The 21272-nt window shown below is 38.6% G+C and carries 16 protein-coding genes and 1 tRNA gene; 10 read left to right on the top strand and 7 right to left on the bottom strand.

The window, feature by feature from the left end; translation table 11 throughout:
* Window positions 1-53: 53 nt before the first annotated feature.
* Both nusA and rimP read right to left on the bottom strand, forming a co-directional pair.
* Window positions 54-1304: a transcription termination/antitermination protein NusA gene (gene nusA, locus IPP32_04960; protein MBL0047434.1), complete on the bottom strand. Its 1251-nt coding sequence runs from the start codon at window positions 1302-1304 to the stop codon at window positions 54-56.
* 12 nt (window positions 1305-1316) lie between these two features.
* The gene (rimP, locus tag IPP32_04955; protein MBL0047433.1) at window positions 1317-1778 is read right to left on the bottom strand and encodes a ribosome assembly cofactor RimP; all 462 of its coding nucleotides are present in this window, start codon (window positions 1776-1778) and stop codon (window positions 1317-1319) included.
* Window positions 1779-1990: 212 nt separating this feature from the next.
* On the opposite strand from rimP, the gene IPP32_04950 reads away from it, so the two are divergent.
* Complete coding sequence (locus tag IPP32_04950; GenBank protein ID MBL0047432.1) at window positions 1991-2329, top strand: hypothetical protein; 339 nt, start codon at window positions 1991-1993, stop codon at window positions 2327-2329.
* 3 nt (window positions 2330-2332) lie between these two features.
* On the opposite strand, the gene IPP32_04945 is transcribed toward IPP32_04950, so the two are convergent.
* Window positions 2333-4036 carry a toxin-antitoxin system YwqK family antitoxin gene (locus IPP32_04945; protein ID MBL0047431.1) on the bottom strand — a complete coding sequence of 568 codons (1704 nt, stop codon included), beginning with the start codon at window positions 4034-4036 and terminating at the stop codon, window positions 2333-2335.
* A gap of 205 nt (window positions 4037-4241) precedes the next feature.
* Between IPP32_04945 and IPP32_04940 the strand changes: the two genes are divergently transcribed.
* The 7 genes from IPP32_04940 (at window position 4242) to rnhA (ending at window position 8333) form a co-directional block, all read left to right on the top strand.
* Window positions 4242-4475, top strand: a complete 234-nt coding sequence (locus IPP32_04940; protein ID MBL0047430.1) for a DUF465 domain-containing protein — start codon at window positions 4242-4244, stop codon at window positions 4473-4475.
* A 274-nt stretch (window positions 4476-4749) separates the two neighbouring features.
* A complete protein-coding gene (locus IPP32_04935; protein ID MBL0047429.1) occupies window positions 4750-5388 on the top strand; it encodes a hypothetical protein in 639 nt (212 codons plus the stop codon).
* Complete coding sequence (locus IPP32_04930; protein MBL0047428.1) at window positions 5385-5684, top strand: transcriptional regulator; 300 nt, start codon at window positions 5385-5387, stop codon at window positions 5682-5684. The genes IPP32_04935 and IPP32_04930 overlap by 4 nt, the downstream gene beginning before the upstream one ends.
* Before the next feature lie 56 nt (window positions 5685-5740).
* Window positions 5741-6262: a hypothetical protein gene (locus IPP32_04925; GenBank protein MBL0047427.1), complete on the top strand. Its 522-nt coding sequence runs from the start codon at window positions 5741-5743 to the stop codon at window positions 6260-6262.
* Between the two features lie 54 nt (window positions 6263-6316).
* Window positions 6317-7045, top strand: a complete 729-nt coding sequence (locus tag IPP32_04920; protein ID MBL0047426.1) for a ferritin-like domain-containing protein — start codon at window positions 6317-6319, stop codon at window positions 7043-7045.
* Between the two features lie 10 nt (window positions 7046-7055).
* A complete protein-coding gene (locus IPP32_04915) occupies window positions 7056-7775 on the top strand; it encodes a hypothetical protein (GenBank protein MBL0047425.1) in 720 nt (239 codons plus the stop codon).
* A 99-nt stretch (window positions 7776-7874) separates the two neighbouring features.
* On the top strand, window positions 7875-8333 hold the full coding sequence (gene rnhA, locus IPP32_04910; GenBank protein MBL0047424.1) for a ribonuclease HI: 459 nt from the start codon (window positions 7875-7877) through the stop codon (window positions 8331-8333).
* 232 nt (window positions 8334-8565) lie between these two features.
* On the opposite strand, the gene pdxA is transcribed toward rnhA, so the two are convergent.
* On the bottom strand, window positions 8566-9630 hold the full coding sequence (gene pdxA / locus IPP32_04905; protein MBL0047423.1) for a 4-hydroxythreonine-4-phosphate dehydrogenase PdxA: 1065 nt from the start codon (window positions 9628-9630) through the stop codon (window positions 8566-8568).
* 90 nt (window positions 9631-9720) lie between these two features.
* Window positions 9721-11493 carry a signal peptide peptidase SppA gene (sppA, locus tag IPP32_04900; protein ID MBL0047422.1) on the bottom strand — a complete coding sequence of 591 codons (1773 nt, stop codon included), beginning with the start codon at window positions 11491-11493 and terminating at the stop codon, window positions 9721-9723.
* Between the two features lie 181 nt (window positions 11494-11674).
* Between sppA and IPP32_04895 the strand changes: the two genes are divergently transcribed.
* Window positions 11675-11748 (top strand) — tRNA-Ala (locus tag IPP32_04895).
* Between the two features lie 361 nt (window positions 11749-12109).
* Window positions 12110-15016, top strand: a complete 2907-nt coding sequence (locus tag IPP32_04890; protein MBL0047421.1) for a PKD domain-containing protein — start codon at window positions 12110-12112, stop codon at window positions 15014-15016.
* Between the two features lie 2 nt (window positions 15017-15018).
* Here IPP32_04890 and IPP32_04885 read toward each other — a convergent pair whose 3' ends face one another.
* Window positions 15019-18135: a glycosyl hydrolase gene (locus IPP32_04885; protein ID MBL0047420.1), complete on the bottom strand. Its 3117-nt coding sequence runs from the start codon at window positions 18133-18135 to the stop codon at window positions 15019-15021.
* Between the two features lie 5 nt (window positions 18136-18140).
* Window positions 18141-21008 (bottom strand): insulinase family protein, encoded by a 2868-nt coding sequence (locus IPP32_04880; GenBank protein MBL0047419.1) that lies wholly within the window; start codon window positions 21006-21008, stop codon window positions 18141-18143.
* Between the last annotated feature and the right edge of the window lie 264 nt (window positions 21009-21272).

Below are 21272 nucleotides of genomic sequence, written 5' to 3'. Positions count from 1 at the left end.
ATAGGGTTTAAAATTCATCAAAAAAATGCAATCTTTTCAAAAAAATTGATTGCTTATTCAAACTCAGCTTGTAAAATTTCTTTTACTTCTTTAATTGTTTCTTCTTCCAAATCGGTGCGTTTAACCAAATCATCGGTAGTTAATTCCAACACACTTTTTGCGGTATCGCAACCAACTGCTTTTAATGCATCCAGCACCCAAGCATCTATTTCATCTGCAAATTCTTCCAAATCCACATCATCAGTATCCACGTCGCTATCGCGGTAAACATCAATTTCGTAACCGGTTAATTTTCCTGCCAACTTAATGTTGTGTCCACCTTTTCCAATAGCTAAGCTAACTTGATCGGGTTTTAAAAACACTTCTGCTCTTTTTGTCTCATCGTCAATTTTTACCGAAGTAATTTTTGCAGGACTTAAGGCACGTGTAATAAATAAACTAGCATTTGTAGTAAAATTAATTACATCGATATTTTCGTTTTTCAACTCGCGCACAATTCCGTGAATACGTGAGCCTTTCATACCTACACAAGCACCCACCGGATCAATACGATCGTCGTACGATTCTACTGCAACTTTAGCTCTTTCGCCCGGTTCACGTACAATTTTCTTAATAGTGATTAAACCGTCAAACACTTCGGGAACTTCCATCTCGAACAAGCGTTCCAAAAATACAGGAGAAACACGGGAAAGAACAATTACAGGCGAGTTGTTTTTCATTTCTACCTTCGAAACAACTGCGCGCACGGTATCTCCTTTTTTATAGAAATCGGAAGGAATTTGTTCTGTTTTAGGCAAAATCAATTCATTGCCTTCATCATCTAAAATTAAAATCTCGCGCTTCCAAATCTGATACACCTCACCGGTAATAATATCGCCCACACGCTCTTGGTATTTTTTGAAAATTCCATCCTTCTCCAAATCCATAATACGAGAAGCCAAATTTTGACGTACTGCCAATACAGCTCTTCTTCCAAAATCTTCTAATCGTACAGGTTGTGTAATCTCTTCGCCGATTTCGAAATCCGCATCAATCTTTTGCGCATCCGTTAAACTAATGTGTTTATTCTCATCAAAATCAAAACTGTCTTCTGCAAATTCATCGTCTACAATTTGTCGGTTGTGCCAAATTTCCAAGTCACCTTTATCAATATTAATAATGATATCGAAGTTTTCATCTGAACCATATTTTTTACCTAATGCGCTACGGAATACATCTTCCAAAATGCTCATCATGGTTGGTCTATCGATGTTCTTAAATTCTTTAAACTCCGAAAACGACTCAATTAAATTTATACTTTCCATTGTTTTTAATTTTTATTTAAAAGAAATAGTTGCTTTTGTTTGTTTGATTTGATTATAGTTAAATTTTTGTTTTTCAGTTGCTTTCACTTTTTTGTTTGCACCTTTAACAGGGACAATCATTTCGATTTCAAGACCTTCTTCATCCGATGAATATAACTTTCCATTACAGATCTTGCCCTCATTTGTAATCACTTCCACCATTCTGCCTTCATACTTTTTATATTGCTCCCGCACTTTAAACGGCGAATCGGCTCCGGGCGAAGAAACCAACAATTCAAAATCTTCCGCTTCTCTGTCGAGGCTAAACTCTACATGTCGACTCACTTTCACGCACTCATCCACAGAAAGTCCGTTTATTCCATCAATTAAAATCACAATTTTGTTTCCCGGTTTAACCGTAACATCCACAAGAAACAAGTTTGTACCTTCTATTTTCTCCTTTACTAAGTCGCGAATCTGGCTGTCTTGAATCATTTTTATCAAATAAAAGAGGGGACTACTCGTCCCCTCTTTTTATAATTTCTCCTTAAAATCGGGTGCAAATATACAAAATATTTTCAATTGAAGCATAAAATTTACCACTCATCGAACGGTTAGTTAATTTTATCTCCCTAATATTTGGAAAATTGTATTATTTTTGTATCATTGAAAGTTGAAAAAAATATTTTCAAACCAATCTCTTTTGTATGATTTATCGCAAGAATATGTACCTCGACCGAACAAAAACTACAAGTAAACTAACGATTATAACCTTACTCCTACTTGTTTTAACAATTTCTTTTAGTCCGGTTGCTTTTTCTCAAGCAGCTGATTCAAGTGCCGCCGCAACTACCACCGAAGTTCAAAAAACGGATACTGCTTTCACCAATAAAACAATGAAAAGTGTGTTCAAGGAATTGAAACACATCACAAAAACCGGAAACGCCACATTGAATTCCATTTTAATGATTTTGGGAGTTGTTTCGGTTGTTGCAATTGCGATGTGGTTGAGCTTTCGCTCTGATCCCGAAGAAGAAGGCGCTTAATTATTATTCCTCCTTTTCAATTTTTCCCCGCTTATAATATACGGTTGAGATAAGTTTCCCGTTTTTATCAAATGTTTGCCATTTGCCATCCATGCGGTCATTTATGAACTGACCTTTTTGCCAAATTCCACCGTAATTGTACCAAGTAGTCTTTTTACCTTCCTGAATTCCCTTTTTAAAATTTATTTCTGCAAATTTATTTCCGTTCTCATAATAAAAAGACCAAGTGCCTGTTTTACGATCGTTTTCATACGCACCAACTTCCTTTATTGTTCCATTGTCGAACCAGCGCGCGCAGGGCCCATTGAGTTTTCCTTTTAAATACGTTTCTTCCTTCACCTTTTGACCGTTTTCACTCCAATTGGCCCACAGTCCATCTTTACCATTATCTAAATAACTGCCGCTATAACTTTGTTTTCCATTGGGATACCACCCCATCCAGGCGCCATTCATCAAACCCACCTTAAAAGAACCTTCATCCTTTTTTTGTCCATTTTCATACCAAGCAGTCCATAATCCCTCCTCTTTATTATTGGAGTAATTTCCTTCCTGCAGCTTTTGGCCCTTTTCAAAATAAGTAGTCCAGGTTCCATTTTTTAAATCGTCTTTAAAAGGGCCATTCTTCCATAATTCTCCGGTGGCATAATAATAGGTCCAAATGCTGTCGTGCATGCCTTCCTTGTAATTTCCCTCAAATTCCTTTCTCCCGTTTTCAAAATAATAGGTCCAATGTCCGCTTTGCTTATCGGCAAGTAAAGCGCCTTCCATATCTTTGCTGCCATCCTTACGAAACCATTGCCAAATACCCGTTTTAAGATCGTTTTTAAAATTGCCTTGTTTGTTTATTTTTCCGTTATCAAAATAATAAATTCCATTTCCATCTTTCTTACCTGCTACATAATTTAGGCTGTATTCCACTTTACCGTCAGGGAGATAATATTTCCATTCTCCTTCTTCCTTACCGTTTTTATAATCGCCTTCTGATTTTTTAGCGCCGTTATCAAAATATAAAATATAATGTCCATTCCCATCTTTCACCCATTGTTTACCGCTTTCATCCCAATAATTCAAAAGGCTGTAATTTCCCCTAGTATAGTTGCCCTCTTCTTTCATTTTACCACTTGTAAAATACTTGGTCCATTTTCCATGCATGGTATCGTTTACAAAAGTTCCTTCTTTTTCAATATTGCCGTTTTCGTACCAAGCCGTGTATTTATCTTGTTGCAAGTTATTTTTAAAAAAGCCTTCATTTTGCTTCTTTCCACTTTCATAATAATACACCCATTTGCCTTCCTTCTTTTTCTTTTTATAAAACTCCTCGCTTTTTATGTTTCCGTTTTCGTACCAGCTTTTGCAAGTGCTATCGAGCCAATTGAATTTATAAAAACACTCTTGGGCTTTGGTTCCATTGTTATAGAAATACGTCCAAGCACCATTTTTATTTCCGAAAGTGTAATTCTCTATTCCTTTGGTTTTGCCATCCTCGTAGTAACGCGTTAGGGTTCCTTCTTCTTTACCGCCTTTGTAGTTTACCTCTTTAGCTAATTTTCCGGATTGATACCAATAAAGGGATTTGCCTTCTTGCATTCCATTTTTAAAGTTCTCTTCGCTTTTTTTATTTCCATTTTCCCAATTTTGGATTTGTGGTTGCGCCATAAGGCTAAACGCAGGAAACAGCAGGAAAAGTAAGTTGCTTAGTTTATTCATGTTTGATGTTAAGGCTTGCTAAAATGTGGAGCGAAAATAGTTTTATTTAAGAGAGAAATTAAATCGACTTTTCAACCGTGTCGAAGGCACATTGTTTACATCTTAATTTTTTTTTCCTTTTTTAAAATTACATACCTTAGGTTTATTAATGATTGTAGTCATTTTTTGGGTTTTGATAAGGGCTTAATTTTGCAAAAAAAGAGATATGGAAAAGCACGATATACTACATGAATTTCCGGAATGGAAAGAAAAAATTCACGAATTAAAAATAAGTGATCACCACTTTAGAAAATTGTTTGAAGACTATCACGAAAACGACCATGCGATTCACCGCATTGAAAGCGGCGCAGAAATTTCGAATGATGATTACTTGAACGAATTACGCAAAAAAAGAGTGATATTGAAAGATGAATTGTTCGCGTTTTTGAAAAAGAACTAAGTGATTTATTTAAGCCGTTAAAAAATAATTCATTCCTATTTAGGAGGCTTACAACCACCTTGCTTTTGTTTTGAAAACTAGGTGGTTTTTAGTATTTCATGAATTGAATTATGTATTCATTTATTGCTATTCGATCGCAATTATTCGAAAAAGTTTCTTACACATTTTGTTTTCCGTTCAATTTCATTTCACATCGAAAAATTTTGAAAAAATATTTTGCCGTTTAAAAATAATATCTAACTTTGTACCGCAAAGTACTTTTAATATCGACAAAATGAAAAATCAAAACGAGCATTTAGAAACACTTACTGAGATACGTTCGCTTATGGAGCGTTCTTCACGCTTTATATCGTTAAGCGGATTGTCGGGAGTATTTGCGGGTGTATTTGCCTTACTAGGCGCTTTCGCTGCCTATTTGCATTTGGATATGCATTTCACTTCCAGCAATTATTATGAATATGCCGTGGGCACGGATGGTAGTGTAAATAATGACTTTTTTACCTTCTTTTTTATGGATGCTATTTTGGTTTTGATAGCTTCTCTTACTTCAGGAATTTTATTGACACGAAGAAAGGCAAAACAAAAAAATCAATCCATTTGGGATGGTACAGCTAAGCGCATGCTAGTGAATTTATTTTTACCCTTAGGGAGTGGAGGCTTATTTTGTTTGGCCTTACTTTATCATGGTTTGGTGGGATTGGTTGCACCGGCAACACTTATTTTTTATGGACTGGCTTTGATAAACGCAAGTAAATATACCTTGAACGATATTCGCTATTTAGGTATTTTGGAAATTGCATTGGGCCTAATTGCTTCCTTTTTTATTGGATATGGACTTTTATTTTGGGCAGTGGGTTTTGGTTTGTTGCATATTGTTTATGGGATTGTGATGTACAACAAATACGAAAAATGAAAAACTACATTGACGATTTAAACAAAGCATTTGAAAGCCGGATTCGACTGGGCATTATGTCGATCTTGCTGGTGAATGATTCGGTAGATTTTGGGGAGATGAAAGAAATGCTCAACATAACTGATGGCAATTTGGCCAGTCATATTTCAGCTTTAGAAAAAATAGAGTACGTAAAAGTGAGCAAGCAATTTGTGGGTAAAAAACCGAATACCTCTTATGCCGCTACCAAAGTCGGGAAAAAGGCTTTTGGAGCGCATTTGGACGCACTTGAAAAATTATTAAAAAAGAGGAACTAAAATTTTTTTATCAACAAACTTTGAATTTCAAAGTACTTTCTAAATAAAATCAATAAATGAACATAAAAATTAACGAGCACAACTCACTAAAAATTAAGAGAATGGCAAATCAACAAAACAATGAACAAAGAACTGCAAAACTGTTGCAAAATGTAAATGTCACCATCGCAGTGCTGGCATTTTTACCCACCTTAGGATGCTTCCTATATACATTGGGTTCGTTATCCCCACAGGGGCATACTACTGATGGGTGGGGATCGCATTACTCCGATACCGATAAACTTCTTTCCGTATCCAGTTCAATTCTATTGACAGTGTTTTATGGGTATACTATTTTATGTCCCAAAGTATACTTATATGAACAATACAATACAGTAATCAGCCGAAACTATTGGATAACTGTAATTGTAGATAATGCTTTATCACTGCTGCTGTTTGCCAACTTTGGAGGGTTCAGGTTCTTTTTCGACAGTAGTTTCTTTTCTGTCATCGCATGGTTACCTGTGCTTCCATTGAGTATTGCCACCGAAGGGCTTTTACAGAATTTAAAATTAAAACAATTAATCTCCAAAAATTAAAACATGAAGCTAATCGCGCAATTAAGTAGTCTTAAAAATGCAGTCAATGAAAATATGACTTCCACAGTATTACCTGTTAAAACTTCCCTCGAATGGATGGAACATTTTAGCAATAATGCCAAACACCAGCGCATCGATTGGTCAATTCAGCCAAGCATCTCTGCAAGCGAAAAAAAACAATTGGTAAAATCCTTACAAGCTTGGCAGTTGGGCGAAACATCCGAAGGAAGCCATTTATTAAAGGCCGCAACAGCCTATTCAAAAAGAATACAGGATCCCTATTATCCCGAAGCTGTTAAACTTTTTATTAAAGAGGAACAAAAGCATGGAAATAATCTTGGAACCTATCTCGATTTAATTGCAGTTCCACGCCTAAAAAAGAATTGGGGAGATACCCTTTTTAGAAAAGTGCGGTATTTTAATTCCAGTATGGAGCTGTGGACAGTTGCCGTAATTATTGTAGAAAGCTGCGCTCAATTATTTTATAAATCCGTGAAAGATGGAACGCAATGTGAGCTACTGAAAAGCATTTGCACCGATATCTTACAAGATGAAGCACCTCATGTGGTGTTTCAAGCAGAACGTTTGATGCTAATTTTCCATGGCAAAAACCGCTTTGAAAAATTCATTTGCAAATATTTCTACTTCTTATCTTTCTATACCATCATCTTAACAGTATGGTTGGGCCATCATCATGCATTCCAGGCAGGGGGTAACGATTTTAAGTCCTACTGGAGAAGAATGAATTATAAGTTTAAAAAAATAATAACTCGATTAAACTAAAATTAAAAATATGAACTCCAACTCAAAAAACATTTTCTGGTTAAGCATCTTCAGTATTGCCATGGGCTTTTTGGAAACAGCAATTGTAATTTACCTGCGTAAATTATATTATCCCAATGGTTTTAATTTTCCATTGGTACCCATTCCATTTGATATTGCAGGGGTTGAATTGCTTAGAGAAGCCGCTACCATACTCATGCTGGCAGGAATTGGAATTGTTGCCGGGACTAACAAACTGCAACGTTTCGCTTTTTTTATTTATTGCTTTGCCATTTGGGATCTGTTTTATTATGTATTCCTAAAATTGTTTTTAGATTGGCCAGCCTCCCTTTTTACCTGGGATATTTTGTTTTTAATTCCTATGCCCTGGGTGGGTCCGGTGCTTGCGCCTTGCATTGTTTCAATAAGCTTAATTGCATTGGCTTGCGTCATAATTTATTTTCAAGAAAATCCAAAATTTGAAATACAAAAAAAAGAATGGCTTGCCCTGTTGCTAGGCTGTTTAGTAATTATCTTTTCATTTGTGCAGGATTACCTAAATGCAGTATTATTTGGAAGCAACGAAAAAACTTGGTCCTTGGCTAACAAAACACCTCTATTTTCGGACATTTCAACCTATATACCTTCACATTACAATTGGTGGATGTTTTGGATAGGGCAATTGCTGATTTGTTTTGTTATTATGCGCCTTTTAGTACGGGTGAAACCAGAGCGATTGAGCGTAGCGTAAAGCATGCATTTCCTTTTGCTTTAAAGCGGGAGCTAAAAAAGAGTTCCTGCAAACTATTCATTTGTTCGTTATCTTTCCGAAAAATTTACACCTCTTTTTATGCCACATATTACAATGTATACCGATGGTTCATCGCGCGGAAACCCCGGTCGCGGAGGATTTGGGGTAGTGCTCCTTTCGGGAAAACACCGCAAAGAAATTTCGCAAGGCTATAAATTCACAACCAATAACCGCATGGAATTACTGAGTGTAATTGTTGGTTTGGAGAGTTTAAAAAACGATGGGTGTGAGGTTACCATTTATTCCGACTCAAAATATGTGGTGGATTCCGTAGAGAAAAAATGGGTATTTGGCTGGCAAAAGAAAAATTTTTCGGGCAAAAAAAATCCGGATTTGTGGGCACGCTTTTTACGCATTTATCCCAAACATAAGGTAAAATTTATTTGGATAAAAGGTCACAATGAAAATCCTGAAAACGAGCGATGCGATGAATTAGCGGTGGCTGCAGCCGAAGGGAAAGGGCTTATTGAAGATTTTGGATATAAAAATGAAGGTTGATTTTCATTTTTGAAATTAGTTGTATTTAAATAGAACGCTGATTTATGAAGAGGATTATGATTTTTTTAAGATTTTATTCTGGTGCAGATTGGCAATAAAAAATAGAACGCTGATTTGTTAGGATGATTATGATTCCTTTATGATTTTTATAGAAGGATAGATGCTTAAATAGAACGCGGATGACGCGGGGTGGACGGATTTTTGCGGAATTGATTGGAAGAACGAATGCGACTTATCCTCTTTCTCTTCGTTGGTTTGTTATTTTTAACGGATTTGAAAGGAGGCCGGCATTCATTTGTCGCTTGGTAAAAATATCGCATGCCGCGTAAACTGCTTCTCGAAAGGATGATTCGGAAGCTAAATTCTTTCCGGCAATGTCGTAGCCTGTGCCATGATCGGGTGAAGTGCGCACTACCGGCAAACCGGCTGTAAAATTTACTCCTGTTTCAAAGGCCATCGATTTAAAAGGAATTAATCCCTGATCGTGATACATGGCCAATACGCCATCAAATTGTTTGTACACATTCGAACCAAAAAATCCATCCGCAGCATAAGGCCCTATCACCAATAATCCATCTGCCTTAAGCTTTTCGATTGCGGGTACAATTAATTTTGTTTCTTCATCGCCGAGCAATCCACCATCTCCGGCATGCGGATTTAAACCCAATACAGCAATTTTTGGTTTACGTATTCCAAAATCCCGCATCAGCGACTCGTTCATGATTTTAACTTTTGCGCAAATTTTTTCAATCGATAAAGCTGCCGGTACCTGACTTAGCGGAATATGTCCGGTAACGGTGCCAATGCGCAAATCGTCGCTTACTAAAAGCATGAGGTAATCTTTTGTATTAAAACTTTCGGCCAGGAATTCGGTATGTCCTGGAAATTTAAAGGTATCGCTTTGCACATTGTGTTTATTGATAGGAGCTGTAACAAGCACATCAATCTTTCCACTTTTCAAATCTGCCACAGCAAGCTCTAACGATTTAATTGATTTTTCGCCGGCAATGGGAGTGCTTGTGCCTAAATCCATTTTCAACTCTTCGTCCCAACAATTAATAAGGTTAGCCATTTTGGGATTTGCTGCACCTGCATCTTTAATAATATTAAAACTAAAATCGTTTATATTAAGTGCTTTGCGGTGAAAGGAAGCAATGCGTGATGACCCGTAAACAATGGGTGTGCAAACTTGCATCATGCGGTTGTCCATAAATGTTTTGATGATTACCTCCATTCCGATGCCATTAAAATCGCCAATCGAAATACCTACTTTTACTAAACCATCTGATTCTGTCATATACTTTTGAGCTTATTTTTTCAAACTGCTATTCAAAGATAGCAACTATTTTATGAACTAATTCTTGCTGCATCACTCCGATTTATCACATTAATAAATTTCGAGCGCATATTCCATCCTTGCTTGAATGGTGTGATTAGCGCGCGCTAGAGAACGCAACTGCTGAAGGTAATTGTAACTTTGTCCCAATTCTTTTTTCAACAATTTTGTTTCGGTACCACCTGTAAAATCATTCACGATTTGTTCGAGCGCATCCTTTTGTTTGGGCAAATTATAAATGCGGTATTCATCCATTTTAGCCAATTTTGCCGCTACAGCGATTGCTTTATCTAAGCCTCCAAATTCATCAATCAAACCTAAACGAAGCGCATCGGCACCACTCCAAACTCTACCTTGACCGAGGCTATCTACCTCTGCTTTTGTTTTGTGCCGGCCTTCTGCCACTTTTGTAATAAAATCATCGTAAACGCGCTCCACAGAATTTTGCAAAGTGGTGCGTTCTTCGGCACTAAGTGGACGAAAGGTAGAACCAAAGTCTGCATGGCTATTGGTATTCACCGTATCAATGGTAATTCCTAATTTGTTGTTCAGCAGCTTTTGTGCATTCAGCATCAGGCCAAAAACGCCAATTGAGCCGGTAATGGTGCTAGGACTGGCAATAATTTTATCGGCCACGCAGCTGATGTAATATCCGCCGGAAGCGGCCACATCGCCCATAGAAACTACAAATGGTTTCACTTTTTTTGCCAATACTGCTTCTCTCCAAATCACATCTGAAGCCAATGCACTTCCTCCCGGAGAATTCACACGCAGCACAATTGCTTTCACTTTTTTATCTAATCGTGCCTCTTGAATGGCTGCGGCAATCCTATCTGAGCCAATCGTTTTGTCATCTCCTTCACCGCTTTCAATATCGCCTTGAGCAAAAATTACGGCGATTTTATCCATGGCTAATTTATCGTGTTTGCTTCCCGAAACACGGTGGTATTTTTGAAGCGACACAAATGGCAATTTTTCATCTGTACTCACTCCTGCTCTTTTCTTTAGTTCATCGCTCACTTCATCGTAATATTTTTTGCTATCCACCAATCGGGCTGCTACCGCATCGTCGGCACTATTTATAGCCAGCGTATTTGCAAGTGTTCCCAATTCAGCTACTGTTATTTTTCGCTGTGCCGAAATCCCATCCAGCACATGGTTCCAAATAGAACCAATAAAAGTTTTGGTTTGTAGTCGGTTGGCATCGCTCATTTTATCTAAGATAAATGGCTCAATGGCACTTTTAAATTTTCCATGACGAATAATTTCAGGCTCCACTTCCAATTTTTCGAGCGTGCCTTTAAAAAATAATACTTGAGCACTTAGGCCTTTCCAGTCCATTCCACCTGCAGGATTAAGGTACACGGCATCGGCAACACTGGAGAGGTAGTAGGATTTTTGGGTGTAAAATTCACTATAACTCAAAATGAATTTTTTAGAACTTTTAAAATCCAATAAGGCATTTCGAATTTCCTCCACTGTAGCAATACCGGCCGGAATGGAAGATAAATCAAGGAAAATGCCCTTAATATTTACATCTTCTTTTGCTTTCTTAATGTCCTTTAGTAAATCGTTTAAGCCAATTTGCTGCTCTGTTTTAAAGGATGAAAAATTAAAATTATCAAAAGGGTTTTTGGAAGAGCGATCCAAAATTTCATCGTTGAGTTCAAGGCGCAAAATGGAATTCCCGGAAATCTCCACCACCTCATCGGCACTCGATTTTACTAGGGCTGATACTGCTGAAACAAGAATAACAATAACAATAAAAAGCGTAATTAAAAAGCCCAGCATAGAGGCAAACATAAACTTGAAAAACTGACGCATAAGAATAAAGTTTTGAGTAATTAGTTGAAATCGGATACAATGTTAGCTATTTTTAAGCCTGAGATTAAAAGATTTTGATATTTTCGCAGTCTCAAATTTTAAAGGGGAATTAGCTCATTTGGATAGAGTGTCTCTCAAAAGCGGAAAGGTGACCGTAACGAGAATTGAAAATAAATTTTTTGGGGAATTAGCTCATTTGGCTAGAGCGCTTGCCTGGCAGGCAAGAGGTGACCGGTTCGAATCCGGTATTCTCCACTAAAAGTCTTGCATTTTTGCGGGGCTTTTTTGTTTTATAGAATTCACGTTAAATACATCCCTTAACAGTAGGTTCTTTGCTTGTGCTAAATAGTTGTTTATTACTATAGCACCTACATCTGAATTATTGTGCGAGAGGCAATTTAACTACCGGCAAGATGCAAAAAAAATAAAACTCTCTCACAGGATGCGAGCGAGAAAGGGTGCGAGCGTTCGCCGCAGGAGGAAGGTGTCCGGTTCGAATCTGGTTTTCCTTACAGTTCATCTTGCATTTAAGTACTTTTTTGTTTTATCTCCATAATTTAAAAATCATTTTGCAAAAACTTCACAAAGCGCTATATTTACTCATCAAATAGGCAATATGCGTGGGGTTATTTTAAGATTTTTTAGTGTTGTTTTTCTTTTATGTTTTGCTTCAAAGGCTTACTCCTCGCATATTGTAGGAGGTGTGCTTACGTATAAGAACATAGGAAACGATACCTACGAAATTAGTCTCACCATTTTTCGTGATTGCTTTGGTAATCCGGGTGCAACTTTTGATGATCCCGCTCACATTGGTATTTTCGACATTAACGATGTTTTTATTGACAGCATTCAGTTGGCTTTGCCTCCATTTGATACCCTTGCTCCATCCATTAATAGTACCTGCTTTACACCACCTGCCAGCATTTGTTATCAGCGGGCGCAATATTTTGGAATTAAAGTTTTACCACCTATTCCCGGTGGCTATCAATTAGCGTATCAACGTTGTTGCCGAAACAATACCATTCAAAATATTACCACTCCCGGGCAAGTGGGAGCCACTTATTATGCCAGCATTCCAAGCAGTACAATAACTACTCAAAATTCGAATCCTGTATTTAAAAATTTGCCACCTTTGTTTTTGTGTTTGAATTACCCTTACACCTTTGATCATTCTGCACTTGATTTTGAGGGCGATTCGATGGTGTATAGCCTATACACTCCATTGGATGGTGCAAGTGCCAGCGCTCCTGTTCCCATTCCAACACTATCACCTCCCTATTTTCCTCTCACTTTTAATCCTCCTTACACCCTTGCCAATGTAATGGGAGGTGTTCCGCTATCAATTAATCCTCAAACGGGTTCATTAACCGTAACGCCTAATACACAAGGTCAATTTGTAGTGGGTGTACAAGTATCGGAATACCGAAATGGGGTGTATTTAGGAGCTACCAAACGCGATGTGCAATTTAATGTGGTGGCTTGCCCGAATTTTATTGTTTCTGAAATTGTAATTCCCATTCCTTCCCTTCAGGCGATTGTAGTGTGCGGTGGCAATACTGTTCAATTTAACAACAACAGTTTTGGAGCGGTAAATTACAAGTGGAATTTTGGCGACCCAAATACACAAGCTGATACATCCACAGTCTTTCAGCCCAGTTACACTTATCCGGGACCCGGTTCCTATCCTACTTACCTTGTAGCGTATAGCAACAATGCAGCGTGTAATGATACCTGCTTTGCAACGGTAAATATTTATCCTCAAATGACTGCAAACTTTACTACTCAAAATACGACTTGTAGCATGAGTGTAAACTTTTCTGATGGTTCGGTATTTCCCGGACATCCGATTAACAACTGGCTTTGGAATTTTGGAGACGGCACTACTTCTACTCAACAAAACCCATCACATACCTACACTACCGCAGGCACTTATACTGTAACCCTCTCTGCTTCATCTGTGCTGGGATGTTCGGCAACACATGCCCAAACCATTACTGTAGCTAGTGTTCCTGCTGTTACTGTAAGCGCTTCGGCTACCATTTGCCAATTTGATAGTACTCAGCTTTCGGCAAGTGGTGGAATAAGTTATACTTGGGCTCCGGCAGCGTCATTAAGCAATGCCAACAGTGCAACACCAACTGCATCGCCAACTTCCACCACTATTTACACGGTTACTGCAAAAGTTTTGAATAGTTTAGGCGACACCTGTCTGGTTTCAAAACTGGTAAGCGTTAATGTTACGCTTTTAGCAAAATCAGCCTTTCAGGCAAATCCGGTAATTTGTGGCACTAAAAATTTAAGTTTTATAAATACCTCTATCGGTGGTCAAAGTTATTTGTGGAACTTTGGAGATAACGGCTCTGCCGCGAATACTTCTGTTGCGGTGAATCCTGTTCACGTTTTTTCGGATACCGGCACTTTTCAAATTTCGCTCATTGCCTTTAATCAAGCCAATCAGAGTGGGTGCAAAGATACTTCCAGCTTGACTATTCATATTTATCCACCACTTATTGCGGGATTTGATTACGATGTGGAAAGTTGCAGCAATACAGTGAGTTTTCATGATTCAACAGCCGATGCTTTTACCGCTCCAAGCACCTGGCAGTGGAGCTTTGGGGATGGCCAAACATCGACTTTGAAAAACCCTGTGCATACTTATGCTTTTTTCGGGAACTTCACTGCTACCCTTATTGCCAGTACTTGGGCAGGTTGCAGCGATACGATAAGTTTACCGGTGAACCTCACCAAACTGGCCGCTGCGGTTGGACCAAATGATACTTCACTTTGTGACGCAAATCCCGTTCAAATTTTTGCTTTTGGAGGAGTTGCCTATAACTGGACCCCGGCAAACGGATTAAGTAGTGATACTGTTTCAAATCCAATTGTTACAATAGATAGCACTACCACCTATAACGTTGCTATTACTGCAATTGCAGCGGATGGCGACACATGTGTAATAACTAAAACCGTTACTGTGTTTGTACCTTATTCACAACTGCCCCAATTAGCAGCCAGCACGGATGAAGATACTTTATTTGCCGGGCAAAGCACACTCCTTCATGCTACTCCTGTTCAAAATGATTTTAATTATTTGTGGAGTCCATCCTCCTCTTTGAATTCGGCTATTATTGCGAATCCTACTGCCACACCTCCTGAAACAATTACCTATTTAGTTGTGATGACAGATTCGTTTGAATGTAAACGAGAGGCCAATGTAACGGTGCATGTAATTCAATTGAGTTGTGCCGAAAGCGAAGTATTTGTGCCCAATGCCTTTACTCCAAACAATGATGGCGACAACGATATTTTTTACGTTCGCGGGAATCAGATTAAGGAATTATATTTTATCGTTTACAACCGCTGGGGCGAGAAAGTATTTGAAAGCAATGATCCTAAATCAGGATGGAATGGATTTTACAAAGGTGCGATCGCAGAACCTGCTGTATATGCTTATTATGCACGTATTATTTGCCTCAATAACGATGAATTGATAAAACAAGGAAATGTTAGTTTGTTGCGGTAAGCTTATTTTAAATAAATAAACGGCACATCTTTCTCTTTTAAGAGTGCGTTTAATTTTTTCACATCTATTTCCTTAATCACTTTTAGCTTAGCTAACTCCGCATCAATTTGTGATGCAAGCACTTCATACACTTCTTGCACTTGCTTACTTGGTGCCATATACCCGCTGTTTGCGGCATCGTATACAGCCGATAATTTATCGTTTAAGCGTATGGGATAATTCAACACATCTTGACCACTTTTTACTTTTGTTTGATATAAGGTTTCTTCGATACGGGTTAATTTTTTAACGATGCTATCGCCGGTACTTTTTACTGCCTTAAGCGTAGAATCCTTAGCCAGTCTGGCGTTTAGCCCATTAATTTGTTGACGAAATTCGCGAATCTGTTTTATTCCCTTTTGCGTTTCCGAAAATTTATCGCGGGTCTTTAAGAGAAATTTAAATTGTGCTTCATACTCGCTTTGCGAAATTTTATAATTGGGATCCGCTACTACCGTAAAGTTAATACGCACGGAGTCGGTTCTACTTTTAATAACTGCAGAATAATTCCCGGGAGCCGCTTTTGGTCCACCTATTGAACCTGACCATAAAATCATATCCTCAATTTTTTCAGCAGGAGGATAGTACAAATCCCAAACAAAGCGATTCATCCCCTTTTTCGCTTCCATTTTTTCTTCCTTATCAGCTTTTGTATTAAAGCTTCGGATTAGTTTTGATTCCTTATCGTATAACGCAATTTTAAGAAAAGCAGTATCTGAAAAATCCTTCAAAAAATAATCCAGCACTAAACCGTTGGGTGGATTGATTCCGGCATTACCGGGGTTAGCATTTACATATCCATCCGTGCGATAAACAGCGCGCGGAGTGAATGCGAATATATTTTTAGCAGTTATTCCGCTTGACATTTGCTGTAAGGCACTCAAATCATCTAGTACCCAAAATGATCTTCCTTGTGTAGCCACTATCAGATCGTTTTCTTTTAGGGTTAAATCGGTGATGGAAACCAAGGGCAAATTTTGCTGAAAAGATTTCCATGTAGCGCCATCATCAAACGATATATACATTCCGAATTCAGTACCGCAATAAAGCAAACCACTACGCACGTTATCCGCTCTTAGCACTCTGGTAAAATGATTGGAAGCAATTCCGTTTGTTATTTTTTTCCAGCTCTTTCCGTAGTCTTCGGTTTTAAACAAATAAGGTGTGTAATCGTCTAATTTGTAGCGCGTCCCGACAAGGTAAGCTGCGCCTTTTTTATAAGGATCAATTTCAATGCTGTTCCACATCATCCAGGCAGGAATACCTTTTGGAGTAACATTTTCCCAATGTTGTCCAGCATCTTTTGAAACATTTACCAAACCGTCATCACTTCCCACCCAAAGTAAATCCTTTTCTAAATGTGATTCAGCCGCTGCAAAAAGAGTACAATAATATTCCACACTGGTATTGTCTTTAGTAATGATTCCCCCGCTCGCAGCTTGCTTACTTTTGTCGTTTGTAGTTAAGTCAGGGCTAATTGCTTCCCAACTGGCGCCTTCATTTTCGGATTTAAACAGCACATTGCCACAGGCATAAATTCGCTTTGGGTTGTGCGGCGAAAAGAAGATTGGAAAATTCCATTGAAAACGGTATTTAAGCGCATCGGCACCACTACCAATGGGGCTTTCGGGCCAAACACTCACGGTTCTGTTTTCGCCCGTTTTATGATCCAAACGAGAAATATAGCCGCCATAATTTCCACCATACACTACATCCGGATTAAGTGGGTCGGCAACTACAAAACCTGATTCAAATCCTGCTGTAGAGGACCAATCATTTTCGGTAATGGAACCCGCATAAGTTCGACTCATAATGCGCACGGTAGAATTATCTTGTTGTGCACCAAGAATTCGGTATGGGAAATGTGTATCGGTGCTTACTCTGTAAAATTGCGAGGTGGGTTGATTGTGATAAGTACTCCAGTAATTTCCACCATCAAAGCTAATTTGCGCACCCCCATCATCCGCAACAATCATGCGTTGGGAATCTTCAGGATCAATCCAAAAATCGTGGTGATCTCCATGGGGTGTATTGATTTGTGTAAATGTTTTACCGCCATCCTTAGAGCGATGAAAGCCTACGTTGCAGATGTATACAGTATTTTCATTTTTGGGATCACAAAATATTTTGCTGAAATACCAAGAACGTTGACGCACTTCGCTGCTTTCCGAAGTCTTTGTCCAAGTTTCGCCCCCATCCGCGGAAGCAAAAACACCACCTGTACGCGACTCTATAATGGCATATAATTTATCGGGATTTGATGGAGAAACTGTTATTCCAATAATTCCAATAGTATCTTTGGGAAGACCTTTGTTGCGAGAAATAACTTTCCAGTTTTCACCCCCGTCAATACTCTTCCAGAGCGCGCTACCTTCGCCACCACTTTCCAAACTGTAGGGTGTGCGCCGAACGCGCCAGGTGCTCGCATAAAGGATGGCAGGATTTGTTGGATCAGCAATCAAATCTATTGCACCGGCATTTTCGTTGCTAAACAACACGCGTCTCCATGTTTTTCCTCCATCCGTTGTTTTGTAAACACCTCTCTCTTGTGAAGGTCCAAAGAGATGCCCGGTGCAAGCTGCCCATACCATGTCTGGATTTTTAGGATGAATAACAATACGAGTAATGTGGCGCGAATCTTTTAACCCTATATTTTTCCAAGTTCTTCCGCCGTCCTCCGTCTTCCACATACCGTTGCCTTCGCTCACATTTCCACGCAAGGTGTTTTCACCGGTACCCACATATAAGATAGAAGCATCGCTAGGAGCAATGACAACACTACCTATGCTACCACCAAAATATTTATCACTGATATTTTTCCAGTTACTTCCACCATCCTGTGTTTTCCAAACACCACCGCCGGTAGCTCCAAAATAAAATACATTTTTGCGCTTAAAATCACCACACACTGCGGCGCTTCTTCCACCTCGAAAGGGGCCCACCAATCGGTATTTTAAATTTTCATACAATACCGAGTCGTAGGTATAGCGTGTATTTGCAGCGCTTGCATTTTTAGCGTTTTGTGCATGAGCAAACAACGAAACAAAACAAATTAAGGAAAGCAACAAGAATTTCTTCATGCTAATTACTTTTTATCGCCGGGATATAAGGGTTGATTGTTTTTATCGTTGAGCACTTTTCCATCGGCATCCATTTCAATGATTTCATATCCCAATTTAGATAAGCCATCGTACACCAATTTTTTGTCTCCCACCACAGTGATAACCATTTTCTCCATTGGAAGTTTATCTTTTGCAAGTCGGTTAATCTCATCTTTGCTAATGTCTTTCAGGATATTATTTTGCTTATCCACAAAGTCTGCACTTAAGTTATAATCGGAAATGCGTTTTAAAAACACTGCTTTTTGAGCAGGTGTTTCGTATTTTAATGCATCCGATAATCCAATTGAATTTTTGGTAAATGCTAATTCCTCATCGGTAATTCCGGCTGCTGAATAATTATTTATTTCCTTTATAAATTCCACCATGGAGCTGTCAGTTGCATCGGCCCTTACTCCTGCAGCTGCAATAAATGGCCCAGTGTATTTGCCGCCATTATAGCTTGAGCGTGCGCCATAGGTATAGCCTTTGTCCTCTCTTAAATTCATGTTGATACGACTGTTGAAAGCACCTCCTAATGTGAAATTCATAAGGTTAGATTTGTAAAAATCGCCAGTTGCATCATAAGGCATGCTCATGTATCCGATTCGTATTTCCGACTGTGCAGCTTTGTCTTTATTGATGAGGTAAATTTTTGTTTTATCAACTGTAGGAATTGGATCCTCCTTTGGCAAAACAACGTTTTTGGATTTCCAATTTTTTAGAAAATCCAATTTTTTAACCACTGCATCTTTACTAATATCACCCACTACAACCAGGCTGGAAATATTGGGTGAGAAATTTTTCTCGTAATACGCTTTTAAATCTTCGAGGCTAATGGAAGTAACCGATGCAGTTGTACCACCGGCCGGTATCGACATGATACTGTTATCACCATAAAGCAATTTATTAAATACATTGTTGGCCACTACAACCGGTTGGGTTACTTGATTGGCTATTGCTTGAAGCTTTTGCGTTTTCACCAAATCAAAATCTTCCTTGTCAAATTTTGGGCGGAATAAAATCTCTTCAGCGAGTTTTAACGTTTCATCCAAATTTTTGGTCAAGGAAGAAATGGTAACCGTTAATTCATTTGCGCCCGAAGCAATGTCAATGCTGCTTCCTAATTTTGCAAGCGCATCTTCCATTTGTTCGGCGGTATGATTTTGAGTAGACTCTTTCATAATATCACCCATAATTTGCGCAATACCTGATTTTGATTTTTCCTCCAAACGGTGCCCCGCTTCAATAGTTAACTGCAATGTTACAGAAGGAATTTCGTCACTTTGGCTGCCAATTATTTTAAGTCCATTGCCAAAGGTTTCTTGCCACAATTCAGGAACTTTTACAACCGGATTGTCTCCAGCAAGCGGCTTTTTGCTGCGGTCGAAAGTATCCACTGCTTTTTTATACACTAGACCTTTGTATTCTGCGTGATCAGCGTCATTGGGATTAATTACTGGCGGTGTAAAATTATCGGCATGTGCTTTCATATCGGCTTTCCCTTTTGGATATACACTTAATATTACAGCAGGTTTATTTTTTACATATTGTTTGTATACACGCATCACGTCCTCTTTAGTTACTTTAAGGTAACGCGCCATATCGTCTTTAATAAAATTAGGATTTCCGGTAAAGGTTTGGTAAAAGGCAAGCTGCGCACCCTTACCACGCACACTATTTAAGCCGTTAATGGTATTTGATTCATAGCTTGCTTTAAAGCGTTTTAAATCTTCGTCAGAAACGCCCTTCTTTTCGAATTCTTCCATAGAACTTCGAATTATTTTTTCGATATCTGCAAGTGAATTACCCGGCGAGGCCACTCCACTCACTTCAAAACTACCTGATAATTCGCGGCATCCATGTTCAGCACTTGATTGCACCGTTTTTTGCGTTTTTACAAGGTTTTGATAGATGACCGAATTTTTACTTTGTCCAAATACTTCTGCTAAAATATCCAATGCAGCTTCATCCGCATGACGCGCCGGAATGGTTGGATAGGCTAACACAATGAGTGGAAATTTAATATTATCCTCGTACGAAATGTATCTGTCTTTATCCAATTTTACCTCTACCGGAACTTGATTTTTTACAGCAGGGCATTGTGGTATACTACCAAAATATTTTTCGGCCAATTTCAACACTTCAGCCGGTTTAACATCCCCGGCAACGGTTAAGGTTGCATTGTTAGGGCCGTACCAGCGAAGGAAAAATTGCTTTAAATCGGTTACATCTACCCGATCCAAATCCGCTAAATAGCCAATGGTTGACCAGGAATAAGGATGTCCGTATGGATACATGGCTTGATACAGTTTTTCATTAACCAATCCATAGGGACGATTATCATAATTTTGCCCACGTTCGTTTTTAACAGTGGAGCGTTGAATTTCAAATTTCTTTTGTGTTACCGCATCCAGTAAAAAGCCCATTCGGTCGGCCTCCAACCATAATGCAATTTCGAGTTGATTGCTCGGCATGGTTTCGAAATAATTGGTGCGATCACTGTTTGTGGTTCCGTTCAAGTTACCACCTGCTTCCGATACAATTTTAAAATGTTGATCATCGCCCACGTGGTCGGAACCTTGAAACATCATGTGTTCGAAGAAATGCGCAAATCCGGAGCGACCAATTTCTTCGCGTGCTGAACCTACGTGATAGGTAACATCAACATATACTGCCGGGTCGGAATGGTCTTCGTGTAAAACAATGGTGAGCCCATTCGGCAAGACATATTTTTCATATGGAATAACAACTTCATTTCCTTGCTTGGAAACCCTTTCGATAAGTTTAGGTTGGGCAGTAAGAATGGATAAGGAGGCAATTAAGCAAGTGCCTAACAGGATTATTTTTTTCATAGTAGAAACAATTTATTTGAGGTTAATATTATAAAATAAATTTGAGAATGCTGCCTTCACACCCCTTTTAAAAAGACAAAAATTTGAAATTTTAGCAACTTTCTGTTCGTACAAAATTTCACTTTGGGTGCAATTATGTTGTTTCTATCCTGTACTGGGACATTTTATACATTCACCGTTTTATTTTGTAGGTCAATCAATCTTTTTTGTAAAATAAAAAGCAAAGAAGTACTTTAGTGAACGCTCACTGAAAAGAAATTCCGA

The organism is Bacteroidota bacterium (assembly GCA_016721765.1).
Classification (GTDB): Bacteria; Bacteroidota; Bacteroidia; order UBA4408; family UBA4408; genus UBA4408.
The sequence above is the reverse complement of the archived record's forward strand: the minus strand, read 5'-3'. Positions and strand labels throughout refer to the sequence as shown.

Bases quoted from the DNA above. Each gene is read 5' to 3' on its own strand.
- nusA (MBL0047434.1), bottom strand. From the start codon at position 1,304: ATGGAAAGTATAAATTTAATTGAGTCGTTTTCGGAGTTTAAAGAATTT.
- rimP (MBL0047433.1), bottom strand. From the start codon at position 1,778: ATGATTCAAGACAGCCAGATTCGCGACTTAGTAAAGGAGAAAATAGAA.
- IPP32_04950 (MBL0047432.1), top strand. From the start codon at position 1,991: ATGATTTATCGCAAGAATATGTACCTCGACCGAACAAAAACTACAAGT.
- IPP32_04945 (MBL0047431.1), bottom strand. From the start codon at position 4,036: ATGAATAAACTAAGCAACTTACTTTTCCTGCTGTTTCCTGCGTTTAGC.
- IPP32_04940 (MBL0047430.1), top strand. From the start codon at position 4,242: ATGGAAAAGCACGATATACTACATGAATTTCCGGAATGGAAAGAAAAA.
- IPP32_04935 (MBL0047429.1), top strand. From the start codon at position 4,750: ATGAAAAATCAAAACGAGCATTTAGAAACACTTACTGAGATACGTTCG.
- IPP32_04930 (MBL0047428.1), top strand. From the start codon at position 5,385: ATGAAAAACTACATTGACGATTTAAACAAAGCATTTGAAAGCCGGATT.
- IPP32_04925 (MBL0047427.1), top strand. From the start codon at position 5,741: ATGAACATAAAAATTAACGAGCACAACTCACTAAAAATTAAGAGAATG.
- IPP32_04920 (MBL0047426.1), top strand. From the start codon at position 6,317: ATGACTTCCACAGTATTACCTGTTAAAACTTCCCTCGAATGGATGGAA.
- IPP32_04915 (MBL0047425.1), top strand. From the start codon at position 7,056: ATGAACTCCAACTCAAAAAACATTTTCTGGTTAAGCATCTTCAGTATT.
- rnhA (MBL0047424.1), top strand. From the start codon at position 7,875: ATGCCACATATTACAATGTATACCGATGGTTCATCGCGCGGAAACCCC.
- pdxA (MBL0047423.1), bottom strand. From the start codon at position 9,630: ATGACAGAATCAGATGGTTTAGTAAAAGTAGGTATTTCGATTGGCGAT.
- sppA (MBL0047422.1), bottom strand. From the start codon at position 11,493: ATGCGTCAGTTTTTCAAGTTTATGTTTGCCTCTATGCTGGGCTTTTTA.
- IPP32_04890 (MBL0047421.1), top strand. From the start codon at position 12,110: ATGCGTGGGGTTATTTTAAGATTTTTTAGTGTTGTTTTTCTTTTATGT.
- IPP32_04885 (MBL0047420.1), bottom strand. From the start codon at position 18,135: ATGAAGAAATTCTTGTTGCTTTCCTTAATTTGTTTTGTTTCGTTGTTT.
- IPP32_04880 (MBL0047419.1), bottom strand. From the start codon at position 21,008: ATGAAAAAAATAATCCTGTTAGGCACTTGCTTAATTGCCTCCTTATCC.